21 protein-coding genes are annotated in these 20,887 nt (G+C 70.2%); 14 read left to right on the top strand and 7 right to left on the bottom strand.

Going from position 1 to position 20,887, the window contains the following annotated elements; all coding sequences use genetic code 11:
* Positions 1-101: 101 nt before the first annotated feature.
* The 12 genes from HNR40_RS04535 (at position 102) to HNR40_RS04480 (ending at position 12,260) form a co-directional block, all read left to right on the top strand.
* Complete coding sequence (locus HNR40_RS04535) at positions 102-1,307, top strand: methyltransferase domain-containing protein (RefSeq protein WP_184958545.1); 1,206 nt, start codon at positions 102-104, stop codon at positions 1,305-1,307.
* Positions 1,304-2,065 carry a glycosyltransferase family protein gene (locus tag HNR40_RS04530; RefSeq protein ID WP_184958544.1) on the top strand — a complete coding sequence of 254 codons (762 nt, stop codon included), beginning with the start codon at positions 1,304-1,306 and terminating at the stop codon, positions 2,063-2,065. Before HNR40_RS04535 ends, HNR40_RS04530 begins: the two co-directional genes overlap by 4 nt.
* Entirely contained in the window at positions 2,062-2,700 is a 639-nt protein-coding gene (locus HNR40_RS04525; RefSeq protein ID WP_184958543.1) for a PIG-L deacetylase family protein, read from the top strand. Before HNR40_RS04530 ends, HNR40_RS04525 begins: the two co-directional genes overlap by 4 nt.
* Before the next feature lies 1 nt (position 2,701).
* Entirely contained in the window at positions 2,702-3,721 is a 1,020-nt protein-coding gene (locus HNR40_RS04520; RefSeq protein ID WP_184958542.1) for an NAD-dependent epimerase/dehydratase family protein, read from the top strand.
* Positions 3,718-4,956 (top strand): DUF4910 domain-containing protein, encoded by a 1,239-nt coding sequence (locus tag HNR40_RS04515; protein ID WP_184958541.1) that lies wholly within the window; start codon positions 3,718-3,720, stop codon positions 4,954-4,956. The genes HNR40_RS04520 and HNR40_RS04515 overlap by 4 nt, the downstream gene beginning before the upstream one ends.
* On the top strand, positions 4,956-5,918 hold the full coding sequence (locus HNR40_RS04510) for a hypothetical protein (protein WP_184959429.1): 963 nt from the start codon (positions 4,956-4,958) through the stop codon (positions 5,916-5,918). The genes HNR40_RS04515 and HNR40_RS04510 overlap by 1 nt, the downstream gene beginning before the upstream one ends.
* Complete coding sequence (locus HNR40_RS04505) at positions 5,915-7,351, top strand: lipopolysaccharide biosynthesis protein (protein ID WP_312896180.1); 1,437 nt, start codon at positions 5,915-5,917, stop codon at positions 7,349-7,351. The genes HNR40_RS04510 and HNR40_RS04505 overlap by 4 nt, the downstream gene beginning before the upstream one ends.
* Positions 7,348-8,208 (top strand): glycosyltransferase family 2 protein, encoded by an 861-nt coding sequence (locus HNR40_RS04500; protein ID WP_184958540.1) that lies wholly within the window; start codon positions 7,348-7,350, stop codon positions 8,206-8,208. The genes HNR40_RS04505 and HNR40_RS04500 overlap by 4 nt, the downstream gene beginning before the upstream one ends.
* 68 nt (positions 8,209-8,276) lie before the next feature.
* Entirely contained in the window at positions 8,277-9,143 is an 867-nt protein-coding gene (locus HNR40_RS04495) for a 2OG-Fe(II) oxygenase family protein (RefSeq protein ID WP_184958539.1), read from the top strand.
* Positions 9,144-9,215: 72 nt separating this feature from the next.
* On the top strand, positions 9,216-10,130 hold the full coding sequence (locus HNR40_RS04490; protein WP_184958538.1) for a hypothetical protein: 915 nt from the start codon (positions 9,216-9,218) through the stop codon (positions 10,128-10,130).
* A 10-nt stretch (positions 10,131-10,140) separates the two neighbouring features.
* Positions 10,141-10,845, top strand: coding sequence for a GumC domain-containing protein (locus HNR40_RS04485; protein ID WP_184958537.1), 705 nt, complete (start codon positions 10,141-10,143; stop codon positions 10,843-10,845).
* A gap of 2 nt (positions 10,846-10,847) precedes the next feature.
* Positions 10,848-12,260, top strand: coding sequence for an O-antigen ligase family protein (locus tag HNR40_RS04480; RefSeq protein WP_184958536.1), 1,413 nt, complete (start codon positions 10,848-10,850; stop codon positions 12,258-12,260).
* Here the strand turns inward: HNR40_RS04480 and HNR40_RS04475 are convergent.
* Entirely contained in the window at positions 12,215-13,255 is a 1,041-nt protein-coding gene (locus tag HNR40_RS04475) for a right-handed parallel beta-helix repeat-containing protein (RefSeq protein ID WP_184958535.1), read from the bottom strand. The two genes, HNR40_RS04480 and HNR40_RS04475, sit on opposite strands and share 46 nt — an antisense overlap.
* Positions 13,256-13,268: 13 nt before the next feature.
* Positions 13,269-13,814 (bottom strand): dTDP-4-dehydrorhamnose 3,5-epimerase family protein, encoded by a 546-nt coding sequence (locus tag HNR40_RS04470; protein WP_184958534.1) that lies wholly within the window; start codon positions 13,812-13,814, stop codon positions 13,269-13,271.
* Positions 13,815-13,840: 26 nt separating this feature from the next.
* Here HNR40_RS04470 and HNR40_RS04465 point away from each other — a divergent pair, with 26 nt between their 5' ends.
* Positions 13,841-14,671 carry a glycosyltransferase gene (locus HNR40_RS04465; RefSeq protein WP_184958533.1) on the top strand — a complete coding sequence of 277 codons (831 nt, stop codon included), beginning with the start codon at positions 13,841-13,843 and terminating at the stop codon, positions 14,669-14,671.
* 2 nt (positions 14,672-14,673) lie between these two features.
* Here the strand turns inward: HNR40_RS04465 and HNR40_RS04460 are convergent, their stop codons facing one another.
* Positions 14,674-15,864: a glycosyltransferase family 4 protein gene (locus tag HNR40_RS04460; RefSeq protein ID WP_221339915.1), complete on the bottom strand. Its 1,191-nt coding sequence runs from the start codon at positions 15,862-15,864 to the stop codon at positions 14,674-14,676.
* Positions 15,854-17,167 (bottom strand): nucleotide sugar dehydrogenase, encoded by a 1,314-nt coding sequence (locus HNR40_RS04455; RefSeq protein WP_184958531.1) that lies wholly within the window; start codon positions 17,165-17,167, stop codon positions 15,854-15,856. Before HNR40_RS04455 ends, HNR40_RS04460 begins: the two co-directional genes overlap by 11 nt.
* Before the next feature lie 108 nt (positions 17,168-17,275).
* Here HNR40_RS04455 and HNR40_RS04450 point away from each other — a divergent pair, with 108 nt between their 5' ends.
* The gene (locus HNR40_RS04450; RefSeq protein ID WP_184958530.1) at positions 17,276-18,325 is read left to right on the top strand and encodes an acyltransferase family protein; all 1,050 of its coding nucleotides are present in this window, start codon (positions 17,276-17,278) and stop codon (positions 18,323-18,325) included.
* Here HNR40_RS04450 and HNR40_RS04445 read toward each other — a convergent pair.
* From HNR40_RS04445 to HNR40_RS04435, 3 genes are read right to left on the bottom strand one after another with little or no spacing between them, the layout of a single operon-like run.
* Positions 18,317-19,309, bottom strand: coding sequence for a GNAT family N-acetyltransferase (locus HNR40_RS04445; RefSeq protein ID WP_184958529.1), 993 nt, complete (start codon positions 19,307-19,309; stop codon positions 18,317-18,319). The genes HNR40_RS04450 and HNR40_RS04445 overlap by 9 nt on opposite strands.
* Positions 19,306-20,199, bottom strand: coding sequence for a glycosyltransferase family 2 protein (locus tag HNR40_RS04440; protein ID WP_184958528.1), 894 nt, complete (start codon positions 20,197-20,199; stop codon positions 19,306-19,308). The genes HNR40_RS04445 and HNR40_RS04440 overlap by 4 nt, the downstream gene beginning before the upstream one ends.
* On the bottom strand, positions 20,196-20,852 hold the full coding sequence (locus HNR40_RS04435; RefSeq protein WP_184958527.1) for a polysaccharide deacetylase family protein: 657 nt from the start codon (positions 20,850-20,852) through the stop codon (positions 20,196-20,198). The genes HNR40_RS04440 and HNR40_RS04435 overlap by 4 nt, the downstream gene beginning before the upstream one ends.
* Between the last annotated feature and the right edge of the window lie 35 nt (positions 20,853-20,887).

The raw sequence follows: 20,887 nt of genomic DNA, 5'->3' as shown, positions 1-20,887 counted from the left end.
CTAGGTCGAAATGACCACCGTCTTCTCCACGGGCAGCTGTAACGATCTGCCCGCCAGGCCCGACGAACTCGCGGTGGACCACGAGGCGGGAGTGAGCTGACATGATCGTTTGCCGACTCTGCGGGTCGGGTGCGATGGCCGGTGTCGTGGATCTCGGCGCGACGCCGCCGTGCGAGCTGTTCCTCACCGCCGACCGCCTGGACCAGCCCGAGCAGACCTTCCCGCTGCATCTGCGGGTGTGCACGGACTGCTGGCTGGCCCAGCTTCCGCCGCTGATCACCCCCGAGGACACCTTCACCGAGTACGCGTACTTCTCCTCCTACTCCTCCTCCTGGGTGGAGCACGCCCGCCGCTTCGTGGACGGGCTGACGCTCTGGCCGGACTCGTTCGTGGTGGAGGTGGCCAGCAATGACGGCTACCTGCTGCAGCACGTGGTCGAGCGCGGGGTGCGCTGCCTGGGCATCGAGCCGTCGGCCAACGTGGGCGCGGCCGCGGTGGAGAAGGGCGTGCCGACGCTCACCGAGTTCCTCTCGCCCGAGGTGGGGCGGCGGGTGCGCGAGGAGCACGGTCCCGCCGACGTGGTCGTCGCCAACAACGTCTACGCGCACATCCCGGACGTGGTCGGCTTCACCCAGGGCCTGCGGGCACTGGTCGCCGACGACGGCCTGGTCGCGATCGAGGTGCAGCACCTGCTCACGCTCATGGAGCTGAACCAGTACGACACGATCTACCACGAGCACTTCCAGTACTACACGGTCGCCTCGGCGCAGCGCGCGCTGGCCAGTGGCGGGCTGACGCTGGTGGACGTGGAGCTGCTGCCGACGCACGGCGGCTCGATCCGGCTGTGGGCGAAGCCGTCGGGGGAGCCGTCGGAGCGGGTGGCGGACGTCCTGGCGCGGGAGAAGGCCGCCGGACTGCACGAGATCTCCGGGTACGCGAACTTCGCCGCCCGCGTCGCCAAGGTCCGGCGCGACCTGCTGCGCTTCCTCATCGACGCCGCCGACGCGGGCAAGACCGTCGTCGGGTACGGCGCGCCGGGCAAGGGCAACACCCTGCTCAACCACTGCGGCATCCGGCCGGACCTGCTGGCGTACACGGTGGACCGCAACCCGTACAAGCACGGCAGGTTCACCCCCGGCAGCCGGATCCCGATCCTGCCGCCGGAGGCGATCGAGACCGACCGGCCCGACTACGTGCTGGTCCTGCCGTGGAACCTGCGTGACGAGCTGGTCGAGCAGCTCTCCTTCGTCCGTGAGTGGGGTGGCCGGCTGGTCTTCCCGATCCCCAGGCTGGAGGTCGTCGAGTGAAGGTCGTCCTGTTCTGCGGAGGGCGCGGCACGCGCATGCGGCACGAGGGCGTGGGCGGCGACATCCCCAAGCCCATGCAGCTCGTCGGTCCCCGGCCGCTGCTGTGGCATGTGATGCGCTACTACGCGCACTTCGGTCACAAGGACTTCATCCTGTGCCTGGGCTACGGCGCCCAGCACATCAAGGACTTCTTCCTGACCTACCAGTTCGCGCTGCGCGACGGCAGCATCGAGATGCTGGAGACCGACATCTCCGACTGGCGCATCTCGCTGGTGGACACCGGCCTCGACTCGCCGATCGGCGAGCGGCTGCGCCGGGTGCGCGAGCGCCTGGACGGCGATGAGATGTTCCTGGCCAACTACGCGGACGTGGTGGCCGACGCGCCGTTGCCCAAGATCATCGACAGCTTCGCCGCCTCCGGCGCGGGCGCGTCCATGATGGTGGTTCCGCCGACGTCCAACACCTTCCACGTCATCGAGATGGGCGAGGAGGGCCTGGTCGGCGGCATCACCCCGGTCAGCGAGATGCCGCTGTGGATCAACGGCGGCTTCTTCGTGCTGCGCCAGGAGATCTTCGACCACATCCCCGAGGGCGGCGACCTGGTCGCCGACGGCTGCATGGAGCTGGCCAAGCGCGGCCGCCTCCTGGCCTACCGGCACCGCGGCTACTGGCGGCCGAGCGACACCGTCAACCAGCGCCTGGAGCTGGACAGCTCGTGGAGCCGGGGCGAGCGTCCGTGGGCGCTGTGGGAAGCATGATCGGACTCAGGCCGGGCCGGTCCGGACGGATCGTGGCACTCGGCGCCCATTGCGACGACCTCGCGATCGGCGCCGGCGCCACGCTGCTCACGCTGGGCGCGACCCGCGTGGACGCGCTCGTCCTGTCCGGCGGCGGCACCTCCAGGGAGGACGAGGAGCGGGCCGCGCTGAAGGCGCTCTGCCCGGAGGCCGAGGTGCACGTCACCGTCCTGGACATCCCGGACGGCCGGCTGCCCTCCCACTGGGAGCGGGCCAAGAACGCGCTGGAGGAACTGCGCGCCGCCACCGACCCCGACCTGATCCTGGCGCCCTGGACGGGCGACGCCCACCAGGACCACCGGGGCCTGGCCCAGCTGGTGCCGACGACGTTCCGCGACCACCTCACGCTCGGCTACGAGATCGCCAAGTGGGACGGCGACATGGGCCGCCCCAACGCCTACCATCCGATCGCGCCCGAACTGGCCGAGCGCAAGATAGACCTGCTCCACCTGCTCTACCCCTCGCAGCGGCGGCGCGCCTGGTTCGACCGCGAGGCCTTTCTCGGCCTGATGCGCCTTCGCGGCATCGAGTGCAACAGCCGCTACGCCGAGGCCTTCCATGTGAACAAGCTGACGATCGACCTGTCTGGAGACTGACATGCGGGTACTTCTGACCGGACACCAAGGCTATCTGGGCACCGTGATGGCCCCGGTCCTGCGCGCTGCGGGACATGAGGTGACCGGCCTGGACTCCGGCCTGTTCGCCGACTGCGTGCTCGGCCCGGCGCCGGACGACCCGCCCGGCCACACCGTGGACCTGCGTGACGTCGGGCCCGACGTCTTCACGGGCATCGACGCGGTGGCCCACCTGGCGGCGCTGTCGAACGACCCGCTCGGCTCACTGGCGCCACAGCTGACCTACGACATCAACCACCATGCCTCGGTACGGCTGGCCGAACTGGCCAAAGCCGCCGGCGTGCGCCGTTTCCTCTATGCCTCCACCTGCTCGGTCTACGGCGCCTCCGGCGGCGACGGCCTGGTCAACGAGGACGCCCCGCTGAAGCCGGTGACCCCGTACGCCGAGTCGAAGGTGCGCGTGGAGGAAGATCTGGCCAAGCTGGCCGACGACGACTTCTCGCCGGTGTACATGCGCAACGCCACCGCCTTCGGCTTCTCGCCCAGGCTCCGGGCCGACATCGTGCTGAACAACCTGGTCGGGCACGCGTTCCTGACCGGGGAGGTGCGCGTGCTGTCGGACGGCACGCCGTGGCGGCCGCTGGTGCACGCGCTGGACATCGCCCAGGCGTTCGCCCTCGCGCTGGTCGCGCCGCGCGGGGCCGTACACGATCAGCCCTTCAACGTCGGCACCGAGCGCAACAACGTGACGGTGGCCGAGATCGCGCGGGAGGTGGCCGGCGCGGTGCCCGGCTCGCGGCTGACGATCACCGGCGAGGCGGGCAACGACCCGCGCTCCTACCGCGTGGACTTCGCCAGGATCCGGCAGGCCATGCCCGATTTCGAGGCGGGCTGGACCGTGGCCGCCGGAGCGGTCGAGCTGGTCGAGGCCTATCAGCGGCACGGCCTGGACAAGCACGCCTTCGAGCGCCGTTTCACCCGCCTGGCCCGCCTGGCCGACCGGCAGGGCGCGGGCACGGTGGACGGGACTTTGAGGCCGTGAGAGAGCTGGTCGAGCGCCTTTATCCGATCTGCCGCAGCATCACCGGCGACGGCGTCCGCGAGACGCTGGCGATCATCGGCGAACACCTGCCGCTGACGGTCTCCGAGGTGCCGACCGGCACCCAGGTGCTCGACTGGAACGTGCCGCAGGAGTGGAACATCCGCGACGCCTGGATCAAGGACGGGTCCGGCCGCAAGGTGGTCGACTTCCAGGAGCTCAACCTGCACGTGGTCGGCTACAGCGTGCCGGTGCGCGGCACGTTCACGCTGGAGGAGCTGCGCCCGAGGCTGCACACGCTGCCCGGCCTGGTGCCCTACCGCACCAGCTACTACAACCAGACCTGGGGCTTCTGCCTCACCCAGGAGACGCTCGACGCGATGGACGAAGGCCCCTACGAGGTGCTCATCGACTCCACGCTGCGCGACGGCAGCCTGACCTACGCCGAGCACGTCGTCCAGGGCGAACTCGACGACGAGGTGCTGATCTCCTGCCACACCTGCCACCCGTCGCTGGCCAACGACAACCTGGCCGGCGTCGCGGTCGCGGTGGAGCTGGCGAAGAGCCTGGTCAGCCCCCGCTACACCTACCGGTTCATCTTCGCGCCCGGCACCATCGGCGCGATCACCTGGCTGGCCCGCAACCGCGGGCGGACCGAGCGGATCAAGCACGGCCTCACCCTGGCCTGCGCCGGCGACCCCGGCCCGCTCACGTACAAACGCAGCAGGCGCGGCGACGCCCCGATCGACCGGGCCGTCGCCCACGTGCTGCGCGAACGGCCGCACACCCTGCTCGACTTCTCGCCCTACGGCTACGACGAACGCCAGTACTGCTCGCCCGGCTTCAACCTGCCGGTCGGCGGTCTGACCAGGACCCCGTACGCCGGCTACCCCGAGTACCACACCTCGGGCGACAACCCGGGCTTCGTCACCGAGGAGGCCATGGCCGACACCCTCGACACCCTCAAACAGGTGGTCGAGGTCCTGGAGGGCAACCGCGCCTACCTCAACCTCAGCCCGTACGGCGAGCCGCAACTAGGCCGGAGAGGCCTCTACGCATCACTGGGCGGAAGGAGTGACACGAAACAAGCCCAGATGGCGATGTTATGGGTGCTGAACCTCTCCGACGGCGAACACACCCTGCTCGACATCGCCGAGCGCGCGAACCTGCCGTTCTCGGCGGTGGCCCAGGCCGCTGTCGCGCTGCATGGCGCGAGTTTGTTGAAGGAGAAGACGTGATGGAGCTCCGGGTCGGGGACCTGGTGGAAGTTCGGAGCGAAGAAGAGATCCTGGCCACCCTGGACGATCGGGGCGAGCTGGACAGCCTGCCGTTCATGCCGGAGATGCTCAAGTACTGCGGGCAGCGCATGACCGTGCACAAAGTGGCGCACAAGCTCTGCGACACGATCGAGAAGGGACGCATGCGCAGGATGGAGCATGCCGTACATCTGACCGGGGCGCGCTGTGACGGCGGCGCGCACGGCGGGTGCGGGACGGCCTGCTCCATCTACTGGAAGCACGACTGGCTGAAGAAGGTCACGCCCGCGGATCCGGTGGGGGAGGCCAGGCCGGCGCCGAAGCTGCTGCCGCTGCTGGACGCCAACACGCTGAAGGGCCCCGACCGCTTCGCCTGCCAGGCCACCGAGCTGCTGCGGGCGGCGCCGACGTGCGTGCGCTTCAGCGACGTCGGCCAGTACGTGACCGACGTGAAGAGCGGCAACGCGGGCGTGCTCGCGACCGTGCGCACGATCACGGTCGGCCTGTTCAACCACTGGCAGCGCTTCTCCCGCAAACTGCCCAGGCCGTTGCGCATCAAGAACGGCATCAACTGGGGTTTCGTGCCGCCTGGCACGCTCAAGCGCACCCCGTCCGGCGAGCTCGACCTCAAGCCGGGCGAGCTCGTGCGGGTGCGGCCGAAGGCCGACATCCTCGCGACGTTGGACGCCAACCGTAACAACAAGGGCCTGGGTTTCGAAGAGGAGATGGCCAGGCACTGCGGCAAGGTGACCAGGGTCCGCTCACGGGTGGAGGTCTGCGTCGACGAGCGTACAGGCGAGTTGCTGACCATGAAGAGCCCGTGCATCACGCTCGAGGACATCGTCTGCGCGGGCGCTTACAGCGTCAACTGCCCGCGCGAGTTCGTGCCGTTCTGGCGGGAGATCTGGCTGGAACGTGTCAACGAGAGCGAGAACCATCAGTGACATCCATAGGTCAGCAGGCCGGTCGCGGCTTGCGCTGGGGCCTGGTCGGGAACCTGATCACCCGGGCCGGGTCGTTCACCATGGGCCTGGTTCTGGCCCGCCTGCTGACCCCCGAGGACTTCGGCGTGTTCGCGGTGGCCATGGCCGCCACCGCGTTCGTCATGACGGTCAAGGACCTCGGCATCATGGCCGCGGTCGTGCAGTGGCGTGGCAAGCTCGAAGACGTCACGCCGACCGCGACCCTGCTCTCGTTCGTCTCGGCGATCATCCTCTACGGGATCTTCTGGCTCGGCGCCCCTTACTACGCGGCCGCCTCGGGCGCGCCCGAGGCCACCGGCGTGGTCCGGCTGCTGACCGCGATCATCCTGGTGGAGGCCTTCACCGCGGTACGCAGCGCGGCCATGCTGCGCCGCTTCGAGCAGGACAAGCTGACCACGGCCATCGCGATCGGCTTCGTGGCCAACGCGGCCGTGGCGATCTCGCTGGCCAAGGCGGGCGCGGGCGCGTACAGCTTCGCGTGGGGCCAGGTCGTGGCCGCGGTCATCACCGGCGTGATCGTCTTCTTCTGGGCCAAGCTGCCCGGCAGGATCGCCTTCGACCGGCCGATCGCGGTCAAGCTGATGAAGTTCGGGCTGCCCTCGGCGGCGGGCGTCGGGCTGGAGAGCGTGCTGCTCAACGCCGGCTACATCGTGGTCGGCGCGGTCATGGGCCCGGACTGGCTCGGCTACTTCCTGCTCGCCTTCAACGTCTCCAGCTGGGTGCCCGGCCTGATCGGCAACGCGATCAGGAACGTGGCCATCCCCGGGTTCTCCCGCATGGCCGAGGACGGCGGCAAACGCCTGTCCGACGGGGTACGGCGGGCCACCCCACTGCTCTACACCGCGATCCTCCCGTTCGCCGTGATCATGGCCACCCTCGCGCACCCGCTCATCGACCTGCTCTACGGCGAGAAGTGGGGCCAGTCGGCCGGCGTGCTGCGCTGGCTGGCGGTGGTCATGGTGGTCAGGATGCTGGTCGCGCTGACCTACGACATCCTCACCGCGCAGGGCGCCACCAAGGCGACGGTCTGGATGAACCTCGGTCACGCCTTCGTGCTGCTGCCCGCGCTGATCGTCGGCGCGCACCTGGACGGGATCAGGGGCGCGGCCATCGGCCAGGCGGTCGCCTCGGTCGCCGCGGCCATGCCACTGGCCGTGTTCTACCTGCGCAGAGCGGGCGTGGACCTGCACGGCATCCTGCCGTCGCTGCTGCGTCCGACGCTCGCGGCCGTGCTCGCCACCGCCACCGCGTTCGTGATCGAGCGGCTGGTGAGCGGACCGGCGGTGGTCGAGCTGATCACCGCGGGCGGCGCCGCCATGCTCGTCTACACCCTTGTCGTCGTGCCCGTTCTCAGGAAGATGCCCTCTTTCGGGAAGAAGGAAGTCGCGTCATGACCGTCTCCATCGGCCTGCCCGTATACAACGGCGCCGAGCATCTGGCCGAGACCGTGCGATCGATCCTGGCCCAGGATCACACCGACATCCAGCTGGTCATCTCCGACAACGCCTCCACGGACGGCACGCAGGAGATCTGCCGTGAGCTGGCGGCGGGCGACGAGCGCGTGCTCTACCACCGGCAGCCGCGCAACCTGGGCACCATCCCCAACTTCATGACCGCGATGGAGTTGTCGACGGGCGACTATTTCCGCTGGATCGGCGATGACGACCGGATCGAGCCGAACTACGTCTCGCGCGTGCTCCGCGAGTTCGAGCGGGACCCGAGGGTCATCCTGGTGACGCACCAGACCGCTTACACCACCGAAGGCGTGACCACCACGGCCCGCTACGAGGGCGCCGAGCTGGGTTCCGACGATCCGGTCGAGCGCTTCGCCGAGCTGCTGCGGCTGCTGACCGAGAGCTACACGATCATCGACCCGCTCTACGGGCTCATGCGGCGCGACGTGGCGGTGAGCATTCCGCGGCCGATCCTGGTGCGCGAGGACGAGCTGGCGGCGGCCCGCTACGCGCTGGCCGGGCCGTGGGCGCACGTCAACGAGGTGCTGGCGGCGCGGATCTGGATTCCGGCCCGCATGCTGAAGATGTCCCAGCGGCACGAGCTGCCGACCTGGCGCGGCGTCTTCGCCAACGTGATCTTCACCCGCGAGCTGCTGCGCGCGGCCGAGGAGGCGGGGCTCGACGCCGATCAGCGCCGCCGGGCTCGGGCCGCGGTCTACAAGCACTACGCGGCTCGGCAGCGGATGTTGTTGCGCCGCCGTACGCGCCGTCTCATGCGCCTCATTCCGGGCATGTAACGGATCGCCCCATATTGCCGAGATATATAGCAATTAATTGGGGCGGGGAGCACGAGAAAGTTCAACCCATGACGTCAGTCTTCGCATGTAGCACCTTTGACGACGACGCTCGCCGGGATCTCATCTTCAAGGGGGAGATCTTCACCTTTCCGGCCACGGCCGCCTCGACCGAGCTGATCGCGTTCGCGCGAGAGCTGATCGAGGAGGCGTTCGCGGGCAGGAACCCGGAGACCGCGCAGTTCGAGATGCCCGTAGAGGAATTCGCCGGACTGCTGTCCGACCTGAAGCCGCGGTTCATCCACCACCGGCGGTGCAAGGAGATCCTCCCCAAGATCTTCGAGGAGATGGGCATGAACCTGGAGCGTACTTACTACGACGTCCCCCGATTACGGACGTCCACCTCCGACCACTACCTCGACTCGGGCATCTCCTACGCCTACCACGCCCACCGCGACTGCTGGTATTCGGCGCCCTTCAGCCAGGTCAACTGGTGGATCCCGGTGTTCGAGGTGGTGCCGGAGAACGTCATGGCCTTCCATCCGCGCTACTTCGACCGGCCCGTGGCCAACGGCAGCGCCCGCTACGACTACGGCGAGTGGAACCGCGTCGGTCGGCCCACGGCCGCGCGCCACATCCACTCCGACACCCGCGAGCAGCCCAAACCGGAGGAACCGCTCGACCTGCTGCCCGAGATCAGGATCGTGCCCGAGCCCGGCGGGATCCTGATGTTTTCCGGCGCCCAACTGCACTCGACCGTGCCCAACACCTCCGGGCGCACCAGGTTCAGCATCGACTTCAGGACGGTGAACCTGGACGACGTGCTGGCCGGAAGAGGCGCGCCGAACGTGGACGCCGCGTGCAGCGGCACCACACTGGGCGATTTCATGCGGGCGAGCGACCTTGAGCGGATACCGGAAGCCGCGCGTGCTATGTAACGACAAGCCCCATTGGAACGATGAAATCGTGTTGGGGGCCAGCGTCCCGGGCACTGAGGGGGAGACCGGCACGTGAATTTCTGGAAGGCGCTCCTGCGCCTCCTCCTGCAGAAGCGCATTGGGATCCCGGTCGCCTTGGCCGCCGTAGGCGTCGCGGCGGCGACCTTCGCCGTCATCCCGGTCCGCTACATGTCGAGCACCATCATGATGGTGTCCCCGCCGGTCAACGGCGGCATCGTCAACCGCAACGCGGTCAACCCGGGCGGCGGCGGCAACCCGCTGCTCATCCAGACCGAGGGGCTCAGCACCGCCGTCGCCACGCTGGTGCTCGCGCTGAGCGTCGAGGAGACGCGGGTCGAGCTGGGCGCGCCCAAGGACGGGCCCACCGAGCTGGTCGTCAACGACGGCAGCACCAGCCCCCGGCTCATCGGCATGGACGGACCGTTCCTCTACGTGGAGGCCACCAGCACCTCTGCCAAGGCGTCGGCGGACGTCGTGGCCAAGGCGCGCGAGCGGCTGATCCGCGAGCTCGACGGCCGGCAACGGGAGCTGGGCGCGCCGACCGCCACGTACGTGGTGCTCATGGACATCGTGCCGCCCACACCGCCCGAGTCGGACGCCATGGACAAGTTCATGGGCGCCGCGATGGGCTTCGTGATCGCGATGTTCCTCGGGATCAGCATCGTGTACGGGCTGGAGCGCCGCCGTGCCCGGAGGCGGGTGGCGCGGGCGCCGGCCGTACCGGAGAAGGAGCTTCCGCGAGAAGAGCTTCCGCGAAAAGAGCTTCCGCGAGAAGAGCATGTCGTCCACGCGCAGATCCCCGAGAAACGCCCGGATCCCGCGGCCGACGAGGACGACATGCCGACCGACTCCTTCCCCGCCGTGGTCGCCGAGGAGACCTCCAACGGCAACGGCAAGGCCAAGGCGGAGGAGCCCGAGGACGAAAGCGAGCCCGAGGACGCCGTGGCCACCGAGCGCGGCGGCTGACGGGAGCGTCATGGACTTCTGGAGCACGATCGGCGTGCTGTTCCGGCGCTGGTATGTGGTGCTGCCCGCGTTCGCGCTGGCGGTCTTCGTCTCGCTCGCGGTCTACCGCACGGTGCCGGTGCAGTACGCGTCGAACGCCGTGATCGCGCTGACCTTGCCCAAGAACGGCGGGGTGCTGCCCTACAACCCCAAAGAGCCGAACCCGGAGCTCAACCCGCTGATCGTCACCGAGCGCGGGCTGACCGCCACGGCCTCGATCCTCATCGCCGCGCTCAACTCGCCCGACGTGGCCACCGACCTGGGCGCGCCGCCCGGTGGCGCGGTCGAGCTGAGCGTCAACAACGGCAGCAGCAACCTGGAGGCGATGGCCAACGGGCCGCTGGTGTACATCGAGGTGGAGAGCCCGTCGCCGGACCTGTCGCGCGAGCTCGTGCAGCGGGTCAGCGCCCGCGCGCGGGTGGAGCTGCGCGAGCGGGAGATGCAGGTCGCCGCCCCGGCCACGACCTACATCGTGGTCACCGACGTCGTGGCGCCCACCGCGCCCGAGCCCCGGCTGGCCCGCAAGTCGCGGGCCATGGTCGTGGCGCTGGCGCTCGGCGGCATGGCCGCGCTGACCTCCGCCTACGCCGCGGAGAGCTTCGCGCTGGCCAGGCGCAGACGGGTGGCCAAGGACACGGGCCTGCCCGAGGTGGTCATGCCCGAGCGGGTGCCCTGAGCATGGCCATCGACTTCCGGCCCGCCGGGCTGCCCAGCCTCAACGGGCACCGGCCGGTGAAGGTGGCCGACATCGACGGGATGTTCGCCGGCCCGCGCGCCGACGGGGCCACGATCGCCTGCATCTACATCGTGATCCTGTTGATCACGCCGGCCGCGCTCATCGTGCGCGGGCTGCCGCTGTCGGTCACGCCCGCGGCGATCGTCGGCATGATCGGGCTGGTGCTGTGGCTGATCACCCAGCTGACCACCACGCTCGGGGCGGCCAAGGGCCGCAACATGGCACGCTCCGGCCTGTTCCTCTTCTTCACCGCGAACCTGGTCAGCTACGGCTACGGCACCTACCACTGGCTGCCGTCCGACGAGCTGAACCTGGCCGACCAGAACCTCTTCCTGCTGCTGGCCAACCTGGGCATCGGGCTGCTGGTCTGCGACGGTGTACGCGGGATCGAGCGGCTGAACCTCGTGCTGAAGGCGGCGGTGGCCGGTGGCGCGATCATCGGCGTCATCGGCGCGATCCAGTTCGTGACCGGGTTCGACATCACGCGCTACCTGGTGCTGCCCGGTCTCCGGCTGAGCTGGGAGGACCTCTACGTCTTCGAGCGCGGCTCGGTGCGCAGGGTCGCCGCGACCACCGCGCACCCGATCGAGTTCGGCGTGATCAGCGCGATGCTGCTCCCGATCGCCGCGCACTACGCGCTGCGCGCCAAGACCCTGGGCCAGCCGTTCCTGCGCTGGTGGGCGTGTACGGCGATGATCGGGGCCGGGCTGATGTTCTCGGTCTCGCGCTCGGCGGTGCTGAGCCTGGTGGCGATCGGCGCGGTGCTGGTGTGCGGATGGACGTGGAAGCGGCGGCTGCGGGCGCTGGCCGTGCTGGCCGGCTTCCTCGCGGTGATGAAGGTCGCGGTGCCCGGCCTGCTGGGCACCTTCCTCGACCTGTTCGTCAACTTCTTCACCGACTCCAGCGTGCAGTACCGCACGCACGACTACGGCATCGCCATCGCCGAGATCGAGCGGCATCTGTGGCTGGGGCGCGGCACCGGCAGCTGGTATTTCCCGAAGTATCAGGTGTTCGACAACCAGTACATGCAGACCGCCATCGACCTGGGCCTGATCGGCACCGCCATCTACGTGATCATGATGGCCCTGGGCATCGCGGCCGGGATCTGGGCCAGGCGGCTGAGCAGGGACCCGCACGTCCGCGACCTCGGGCTCACGCTGGGCGGTGTCATGCTGGCCCCGATCGTGGCCTCGGCCACCTTCGACCTGCTCGCCTTCGCCACCGTGACCGGCCTGATGTTCCTGCTGATCGGAGCGTGCGGCGCGCTGCTACGCGTCGCCAGACAGGAGGCTCGGCAAAGACAGGAGGCTCAGCCCATGCAGGCCAGCGGCCCGACCACCCCGGTCACCCGGTAGGCGTCGTCGATGGTCACGAGCTTGTTGTCGCGCCAGTCGACGTTGGCGCACTGGACCTCCGCCGGTTTGTAGTCCCAGGTGTTGTCGACGAGCAGGTTGTTGCGGAAGATCACGTACCCGCCGATGTCCCAGAGCTGGATGCTGAACGTGCCGCCCATCAGCAGGTTGTTGGTCATCACGATGTTCTCGGCGTCGGGGTTCTGGGTGCGCGGGATGAAGATCGGCGCGTTGTGGTCGACGACGCCGCGCTGGTCGATGGTGTTGTGGTCGAAGACCAGGTTGCTTCTGCCGTAGTAGCCCTGGATGCCGTCGGAGTGGTCCTTCGGGTTGGAGCACAGGTCGATGAAGGAGTCCTGGACGACGATGTTGTCGCCGGAGAAGCGGATGCCGTCGCCGTGGTTGCGCACGTGCACGCGGACCGCGGTGAACTCGCCGTCCCCGATGCCGGGCAGGCTGTCGCAGCCCTGCTCGGGACCGACCGTGCTGTCGCTGATCGTGAAGCGCTTGAGCTTCCTGTCCTTCTCGTTGAGGATGCGGCCGTCGATCACGCTGTTGGTGATCACCACGTCGTCGGCCAGGACGACCAGATCGCCCTTGATGTGCACGCGGTCGAGCCGCCGACCGGCCACGTCGACCCGGTGGGCCTGGCCGCTGTCGTTGAGCACCGCCTCGGTGAGCTTGGTGCCGGGCGGCACGCCGGTGCAGGCGGCCGTCGGGTGGTCGGGACAGGCGCGGCCATCCGGGGCGACGACCTGGCGCGGGCCCAGCGCGGTCGGCTTGCTCGTGGACTTGGGCGTCGGCTGCGGCTTGCCGGTGCTGGTCAGCTGGGAGGCGCTCGGCGACGGGTTCGCCGAGGCGGTCACCGTGACGGTGACCGTCGGCCCGCCTTGCGGGGTCAGGGCTCCGCTCGACGGCACCTGGCCGCCGGCGGCCGAGCACGCCGCCGTCATCACCAGCGCGGCGAGCACGGGCAGGCCCTTGAACAACCGTCGCATCGCAGCCACTCCTTCAGGTCAGGCGGTCGAGCAGCCGCGCCCACGATCCGGCGGCGAGGTCACGCGCGCTGACCGCCGCGGGAGGCAGCGGCCAGTCGATCTTGAGGTCCGGGTCGTCGTAGCGGACCGAGAGGTCCTCGGACGGGTCGTGCTCGCGGTCGATGCGGTAACAGACGTCGGTCTGCTCGGTCAGGGCCTGGAAACCGTGCAGGAATCCAGCGGGCACGTAGAGGGTCAGGAAGCTCTCGTCGTCGAGCGTGACCGCCAGGCTCCGGCCGAACGTCGGCGAACCCGGGCGGATGTCGACGAGCATGTCACGGACCGCCCCTCGCGCACATCTCACCAGTTTGGCCTCCCCGCGCCCCGCCCGCCCGTGCATTCCGCGAATCGTGCCCTGGCGCGAGCGCGACTGGCTGTCCTGGACGAACGCGGCCGGGTCGATGCCGTGCTCGGCCGCGAGCACCGCGTCGAACGTCCGCGTGAACAGGCCCCGATCGTCACGGTGCGGTGTCGGAACGAACAGCAGGACCCCGTCCAGGGCGGTCCGCTCTACTCTCATGGTCGGCCTTCCGAAGGGAACGACAGGTGAATCCCGTCGCCAGCATCGTCATCCCCGCGCACAACGAGGAAGCGGTCATCGCGGCCGGGCTCGACCGGCTGCTCGACGGCGCGGCTCCGGGCGAGTTCGAGGTGATCGTGGTGGCCAACGCCTGCGCCGACGCCACCGTATCGGCCGCCGCCCGCCCCGGCGTTGTCGTGCTGGAGACGCCGGTCGCGGGCAAGGCCAACGCGCTGCGGATGGGCGACGCCGCCTGCGGCGTCTTCCCGCGCGTCTACGCCGACGCCGACGTGGGGCTCGACGCGGACTCCGCCCGCGCGCTGGCGGCCGTGCTGGCCCGCCCTGGGGTGCTGGCCGCCGCGCCCAGGCCCGTCTGGGACCTGGACGGGGCCACGTGGGTGGCCGGGCGGGTGCACCGCGTGCACGACGCGCTCGTGGCGCCGCACCGGGCGCTGGCCGGCGTCGGCGTCTACGCGCTGGGCAAGGAGGGGCACGCGCGCGTCTTCCCGCTGCCTGACGTGCTGTCCGACGACGGCTGGGTGCACGCCAGCTTCGCGCCGCACGAGCGCGTGGTCGTCGACGGCGCGACCTCGCTGGTGCGTCCCGCGCGCTCGGTCCGCGCGCACCTGCGCCGCCGCGTGCGGGTGCGGCTGGGCAACCGGCAGCTCGCCGAGCTCGGCCGGCCGGTCAACGCGGTGCCGCTGCGGCTGGGCGATCTGGGCGCGCTGCTGCGCGCCCGCCGGGTGAGCGTGCTCGACGCCGGCTGCTACCTCGCCGTCCTCCTCGCCGACCGTCTCCTGACCCGGGTACGGCGCGGCCGCCCCGCCGACTGGGGCACCGACACCAGCAGCCGCTGAGCTCATGACGAGGCGACGGCGGCCTCGTAGGCGGCCAGCAGAGCGGTGCGCGAGTTCGCCCAGGACAGCGGGCCCGACACCCGGGCCTGCCCGATCTCGCCCATCCTGCGGCGCTCGTCCGGGTCGTCCAGCAGCAGCGCGATCAGCTTGGCGAACTCCGACTCGTCGTTGGGCGGCGCGTACCTGGCCGCGTCGCCCGCCGAGACCCTGGCCTCGCGCAGGTCGAAGGAGACGATCGGCCGGGCCATCGCCATGTACTCCATGATCTTGTTCATCGTGGAGACGTCGTTGAGCGGGTTGAGCGGGTCGGGCGCCAGGCAGACGTCCGCCGTGGACAGGTAGCGCAGCAGGTCCGCGTCGGGGATGCGGCCGGTGAACTCGACCACGTCGTCCAGCCCGAGCGTCCTCGACAGCTCGACCATGGCCTCGAAGGTGTCGCCGCCGCCGACGAAGACCGCGTGCCAGTCAGTACGGCCCAGCTCGTCGCGGAGCTTGGCCAGCGCGCGCAGCGCGTAGTCGACGCCGTCCTGCGGCCCCATGACGCCCAGGTAGCACAGCAGATGGGGGCGGCCCTTCTTGAGCTCGGGCTCGGGCGGCACCTCGTGGAAGCGCTCGACGACGGGGGCGCTGCGGACCACGAAGACGTCCTCCGGCCGCTTGCCGCCACGGGTGAGCGCCACCTGCCGGTAGGACTCGTTGGTGGCGATGACGACGTCGGCGACCCGGTAGGTGGCCCGCTCCAGGGCGCAGACCGCCCGGTAGAGCAGGTCGCGGCCGCGGGTGAAGCGGGACTCGTACAGCTCGGGGATGAGGTCGTGCTGGTCGAAGACGTAGCGGCTGCGCCAGCGCAGCTTGGCCAGGAGGGCGACGAGGAAGAAGAAGTCGGGCGGGTTGCAGCCGTGCACCACGTGGACCGGGCCCACGCGCCTGGACAGGCGTAACGTGTGCCACAGGGCGGTGCCGTACTCCTTGAGATAGCCCTTGGGGCCGCCGGTCGCGGCGGTCAGCGGGTAGCGGTGGATGGTGATGCCGTCGATGACGGCGTACGGCTCGGTGTCCTGCTTGGCGCCCTGCGGGCAGATGACGTGCACCTCCCAGCCCGCGTCGCGCAGCGTCGTGCTCTCCTGCCAGACGCGCCGGTCCATCGGCACGGAGAGGTTCTCGACAAGGATCAGCGCTTTCCTACCAGCCAAGGCCCACATATCCAGGTTCAGCCCGCCGCTGCTCGGCGTCGGGCAGGCGGACGAGGTCGATGACCGGGCGGTCCCCGGCGCGCGTGAGCACGTCGAGCACGGCCTGGTCCTTGCAGCCGACCACGCACACCTCGGCGTGGTCGAGCACCTCCTGCGCGGAGTCGGTGAGCAGGTCGGCCAGGTGCGGCAGGCGCTGCTCGACGTAGGCGCGGTTGGCGCCCATCAGCCGCGACAGGGTGACGTTCGCGTCGTAGATGCGCAGGTCGTAGCCCTTGCCGAGCAGGCGCTCGGCCATCTCGACGAGCGGGCTCTCGCGCAGGTCGTCGGTGCCGGGCTTGAACGACAGCCCGAACAGCCCGACCTTGCGGCGGTCGGCGCCGATGACCAGGTCGATGGCGCGCTGCAGGTGCGCCTCGTTGGCGGGCAGCACGTGCGACAGAAGAGGCACGGACACGTCGGCCCGGCGCGCGGCGTAGACCAGGCCGCGCAGGTCCTTGGGCAGGCAGGAGCCGCCGAAGGCGAAGCCGGGGCGCAGGTACGCGGGGGAGACGTTGAGCTTCCTGTCGGCCAGGAAGATGTCCATGACGCGGTGGGAGTCGATGCCGAGGGCCTGGGCGACGGCGCCGATCTCATTGGCGAAACCAATTTTCACCGCATGGAATGCGTTGTCGGCATATTTCGTCATCTCGGCGACGGGAATCGGGACGCGGAATACCTCACCCGGTAAATCCCGGTATAACGCGGCGACCAGATCTCCCGTCTCACGATCGGATTCCCCGATCACCGTTTTCGGCGGATCGAAGAAGTCGCGCACGCTGGTGCCCTCGCGCAGGAACTCGGGATTCACCGCCACCCCGAAATGAGTCCCCGCCTTCAGGCCCGAGGCCCGCTCCAGGATCGGGATGAGCAGGTCCTCGCAGGTGCCCGGCAGCATGGTGCTGCGGAAGACGATCGTGTGCCTGCGCGTGCCGTCGAGCGTCCGCCCGATCTGCTCGGCCACCCGTTCCAGGAAGGCCGTCGACAGGCTTCCGTTCGCCGCCGACGGCGTTCCCACGCAGATCAGCGAGAGGTCGCTGGCCGCCACGGCCGCGACCGCGTCGGTGGTGGCGCGCAGCCTGCCATCCTGCACCACCTCCCGCGTGAGCTCGCCGATCCGCTCCTCCACGACGGGTGCGAGCCCGCGGGAGATGAGCTCGGCCTTTTCCGGATTGACGTCCACTCCGACGACCTCGTGGCCCATCGAAGCGAGACACGCGGCCGAGACGCAGCCGACGTATCCGAGGCCGAAGACGCTGATCCTCATCTGCCCTCCAGACAAGCAAGGGCAGCGCATCCCCCCGCCCACGTCTCGGATATCGATACCTGCGCTTGGAACGTTACGAGAGCCCGCAGGTCGTGATATTTACGGGTGATGAGCGAGCTCGTAGTAACTCGCAAGAGGCTGGATTCACTGACCGGGTTACGGTGGATCGCCGCCTTCGCGGTCTTCGGTTTCCATATCCACGCGGCCGGGCTGACCAGCGACCCGGCGCTCAAGGCGGTGCTGTCCGCCCTTTTCTCGGCGGGCGCCGCCGGTGTCCCCTTCTTCTTCATCCTGTCCGGGATGGTGCTGACCTGGTCGGCGCGGCCCGGCACCTCTCCCGGCGTCTTCTGGCGGCGCAGGGCCGCGCGGGTCCTGCCCAACCACGTCCTGACCTGGCTCGCCGTGCTGGCATTGCTGGCCGTCTCCGGCGCCGCCGTCTCGGCCGGCCCGGCGCTGAGCGGGCTGGTGCTGCTGCAGAGCTGGGTGCCGGTCGAGGCCTACTACTTCGGCGGCAACACCCCCGCCTGGTCGCTGTCGTGTGAGCTCGCCTTCTACGCGGTCTTCCCGGTGCTGCTGCCGTTGCTGCGGCGCGTGCCCGCGCGTCTGCTGGGCTGGGTGGCGGGCGGGATACTCGCCGGCATCTGGGCGGTGCCGCTGCTCTCCCAGCCGATGGGTGATGACATCGCCTACTGGTTCGTCTGGATCTTCCCGGTCACGCGGGCGCTGGAGTTCGCGCTGGGCATCGCGCTGGCGTTGCTGGTCGCCTCCGGGCGCTGGCGGGGGCCCGGCCTGCCGGTCGCGGCGGTGATCGCGCTCGCGGCCTATGCCACGGTGCCGTTCGTGTGGGAGCGCTGGGGGTGGGTGGCCTGGACGGCGGGGCCGTTCGCGCTGCTGATCGCGGCCGCGGCGACCAGCGACAACCTGGGGGAGCGGGTGTCCTTCCTGGCCTCGCGGCCCATGGTGTGGCTGGGCGAGATCTCCTTCGCCTTCTACCTCGTCCACCAGCCGGTGATCAGGGTGGCGGGGCGGCTGGTCGGCGGCGACCGGCCGGTTCCCCTCGTGCTGCTGGCGGTCGCGGGCATGCTCGCGCTGGCGCTCGCCGCCTCGTGGGCGCTCTACCGGTATGTCGAACGGCCGCTGGAGCGGCGGCTACGTTAGGCGGCGCTTCATCCGGCTCAGCGTGGGCCTGGCCCGCTCCAGCGCGGTGCGGGCGGCCCGCCGTACCGGATTGCGGGTGACCAGACCTTGACCCACGGTCGTCTCGCCCGTCTTGGCGCGGCGCTTGTACTCGTCGTCGCCGCGCCCGAGGTCGATGCGCTCCACCCCCAGGGACGGCGCGGCCAGCACCAGCTCACGCAGCAGGATCCAGCCCGGCGCCAGCTTGGCGTGCTCGGGGTCGTAGACGGGGAACCACCAGTGCAGCACCCCGCCGGACCTGATCCCGAAGTGCGCGGCCAGCAGGTGCGGGCCCGCGTGCAGGGTCGACAGGATGCCGGAGAAGTCCGGCTCGCGGGTGTGCAGGAGCAGCTTGAGCAGGTCCGTGCGGTCGGGCTCGGCGAAGTAGTCGCGCGCGCCCGTCGCCCGGTACTGGGCCCGCTTCAGCTCGATCACCCGCGCCAGCGCGTCCTCGTTCACGCTGTCGGCGGCGAAGCGCACCGGCCCCAGCTCGCGCCCGGCCTTGGCGGCGCGCCTGCGCGCCTGCCCCATGTTGTCCTTGCCCGCCTTCGACGCGCGCGCGAGGTAGCCGTCGAGCCCGCCCTCCACCTCCACGTACGGCGAGGCCCGCCGGGTGGCCGTCCACCGGTCGAACCCGGCCACCCCCTCCACCAGGTGGTCGAACTCGAACGCCGTCACCCCCTTGCCGAGCAGCCGCAGCGGCTCGAAGGCGGTCCCCGGCGCCAGCAGCGGCCCCTGGAAGTCCACTCCGGGCCACCCGGCCGGACGCAGCGTCGAGCCGATCAGGTGGCAGGCCAGCAGCGCGTCCTCGCCCACGGCCACCTGTACGGCCCGGCCGCTCGCGTGCACCGCGGCGGCGAAGCGCGGATGGAAGAAGGGACTGTCCAGCGCCGGATTGGCCGCGCGCAGCCCGTGCCAGGTGTCGAGCTGCTCCAGCGTGAGCTCGTGGAACGGCAGCAGCCTCATTGCGGCAGGCTCTTCCAGCGCCGCGCGGGCCGCAGCAGCCAGGCCACGCACTCGCGCGAGGTCTTGCGCCCGGTCAGCGCCCGCGCCACCTCGCCGAGCAGCACGATCAGGAAGTACAGCCCCCCGGCCAGCGGGCCGCGCCGGCGCCTGAACAACGTCACCTTGTTGATCATCAGCAGCGCCGCCAGCGACGGGTTGACCGCCGAGTCGCCGCCGATGTGCTCGATGACCGACGCCGGCTCGTACCAGGTGGTCCAGCCGTGGTCGGCGGCGCGCAGGCAGTACTCGGTCTCCTCGCTGTAGAGCAGGAACGACTCCTCCCACGGACCGAGCTCGGCCAGCATCCGCGCCGACATGCACAACGCCGCGCCGGTCGCCCAGGCGACCTCGCGCGCCTCGGCGTACTCGCTCGGGTGCGTCACCAGCTCGCCCAGCCTGCCGAGCCGGCCCGCCCTGATCCCGCCGATGGCCGCCTCCACCACGGCCCGGCCGATCGACGGCAGCCGCCGCAGCGACGGCTGCAGCGAACCGTCCGGATTCACCATGTACGGCGCCGCGATCCCCCGCCAGGCCGCCTCGGCCAGCGGCAGGATGGACCCGGGCCGCAGCCTGCAGTCCGGGTTGATCAGGTAGACGGCGTCCAGTTCGCCCAGGTCGAGCGCGGCAACAGCGGCGTTGAAGCCCGCCGCGTACCCCGCGTTCGAGCCCACCTCCACCACCCGCGCCCCGCCGGCCTTCGCCAGCGCCACGCTGTCGTCCTTGGAGGCGTTGTCGGCCACCACCACGTCGATGAGCTTCACGCCCTCGGAGCCCGCGACGATCGAGCGCAGGCAGCCCTCGATCACGTCGGCGCTGTTGTAGGTGACGATCACCACCGCGACCCGCTTCATCCGCGCGTCCTTTTGTAGAGGCGGGCGCCCAGATCGCGCAGCGACGTCCCGGCGTGCAGGACCCGCTCGATCCACGCGCTGTCCAGATCGTGCTTGAGGCTCGTGCGCGCCTGCAGCCAACCGCCGGCCCTGGCCCGCCCGCCGTCGCTGGTGTACGCCCGGCTCACCCCCGCCCGCCTGAGCCTGGCCAGCACGCGGCGGTCGTAGGAGCCGAACGGGATCGCCACCCGCGACACCCGGCGCCCGGACACCTCGCTCAGCACCGCGTGCGCCTGGGCCAGCTCCTGATCGGCCTCGCGCGCCGAGACGCGCCGCCAGTCGCGGTGCGCCCAGCCGTGCGAGCCCACCCGCATCCCTGAGGCCACCAGCGTCCGCACCCCGTCCTCGTCCAGGCGGCCCGGCTTGCCGAGCTCGCCGGCCAGCACGAAGAACTCCGCCTGCAGTCCCCGCTCCAGCAGCCTCGGCAGCGCGATCTCCAGGTCGGAGTCGTTGCCGTCGTCGAAGGTGATCCGCACGTCGGGCCGGTTCACCACCGCGTCCATGACCTGCTCGAACCGCTCCACGCTCACCCAGGTCAGATCCTCGCCCGGATCGAGCGTCCGGCAGGTCTCGCCGATGCCGTGCACGGTCAGGTTGACGACCGAATCCCCCACATGCCCCTCCCAGGTCAGCTTTAGGTAATCGGGCG

It is taken from the genome of Nonomuraea endophytica (genome assembly GCF_014203235.1).
Lineage (GTDB): Bacteria > Actinomycetota > Actinomycetes > Streptosporangiales > Streptosporangiaceae > Nonomuraea > Nonomuraea endophytica.
This window is presented reverse-complemented; position numbering and strand designations above follow the sequence as displayed.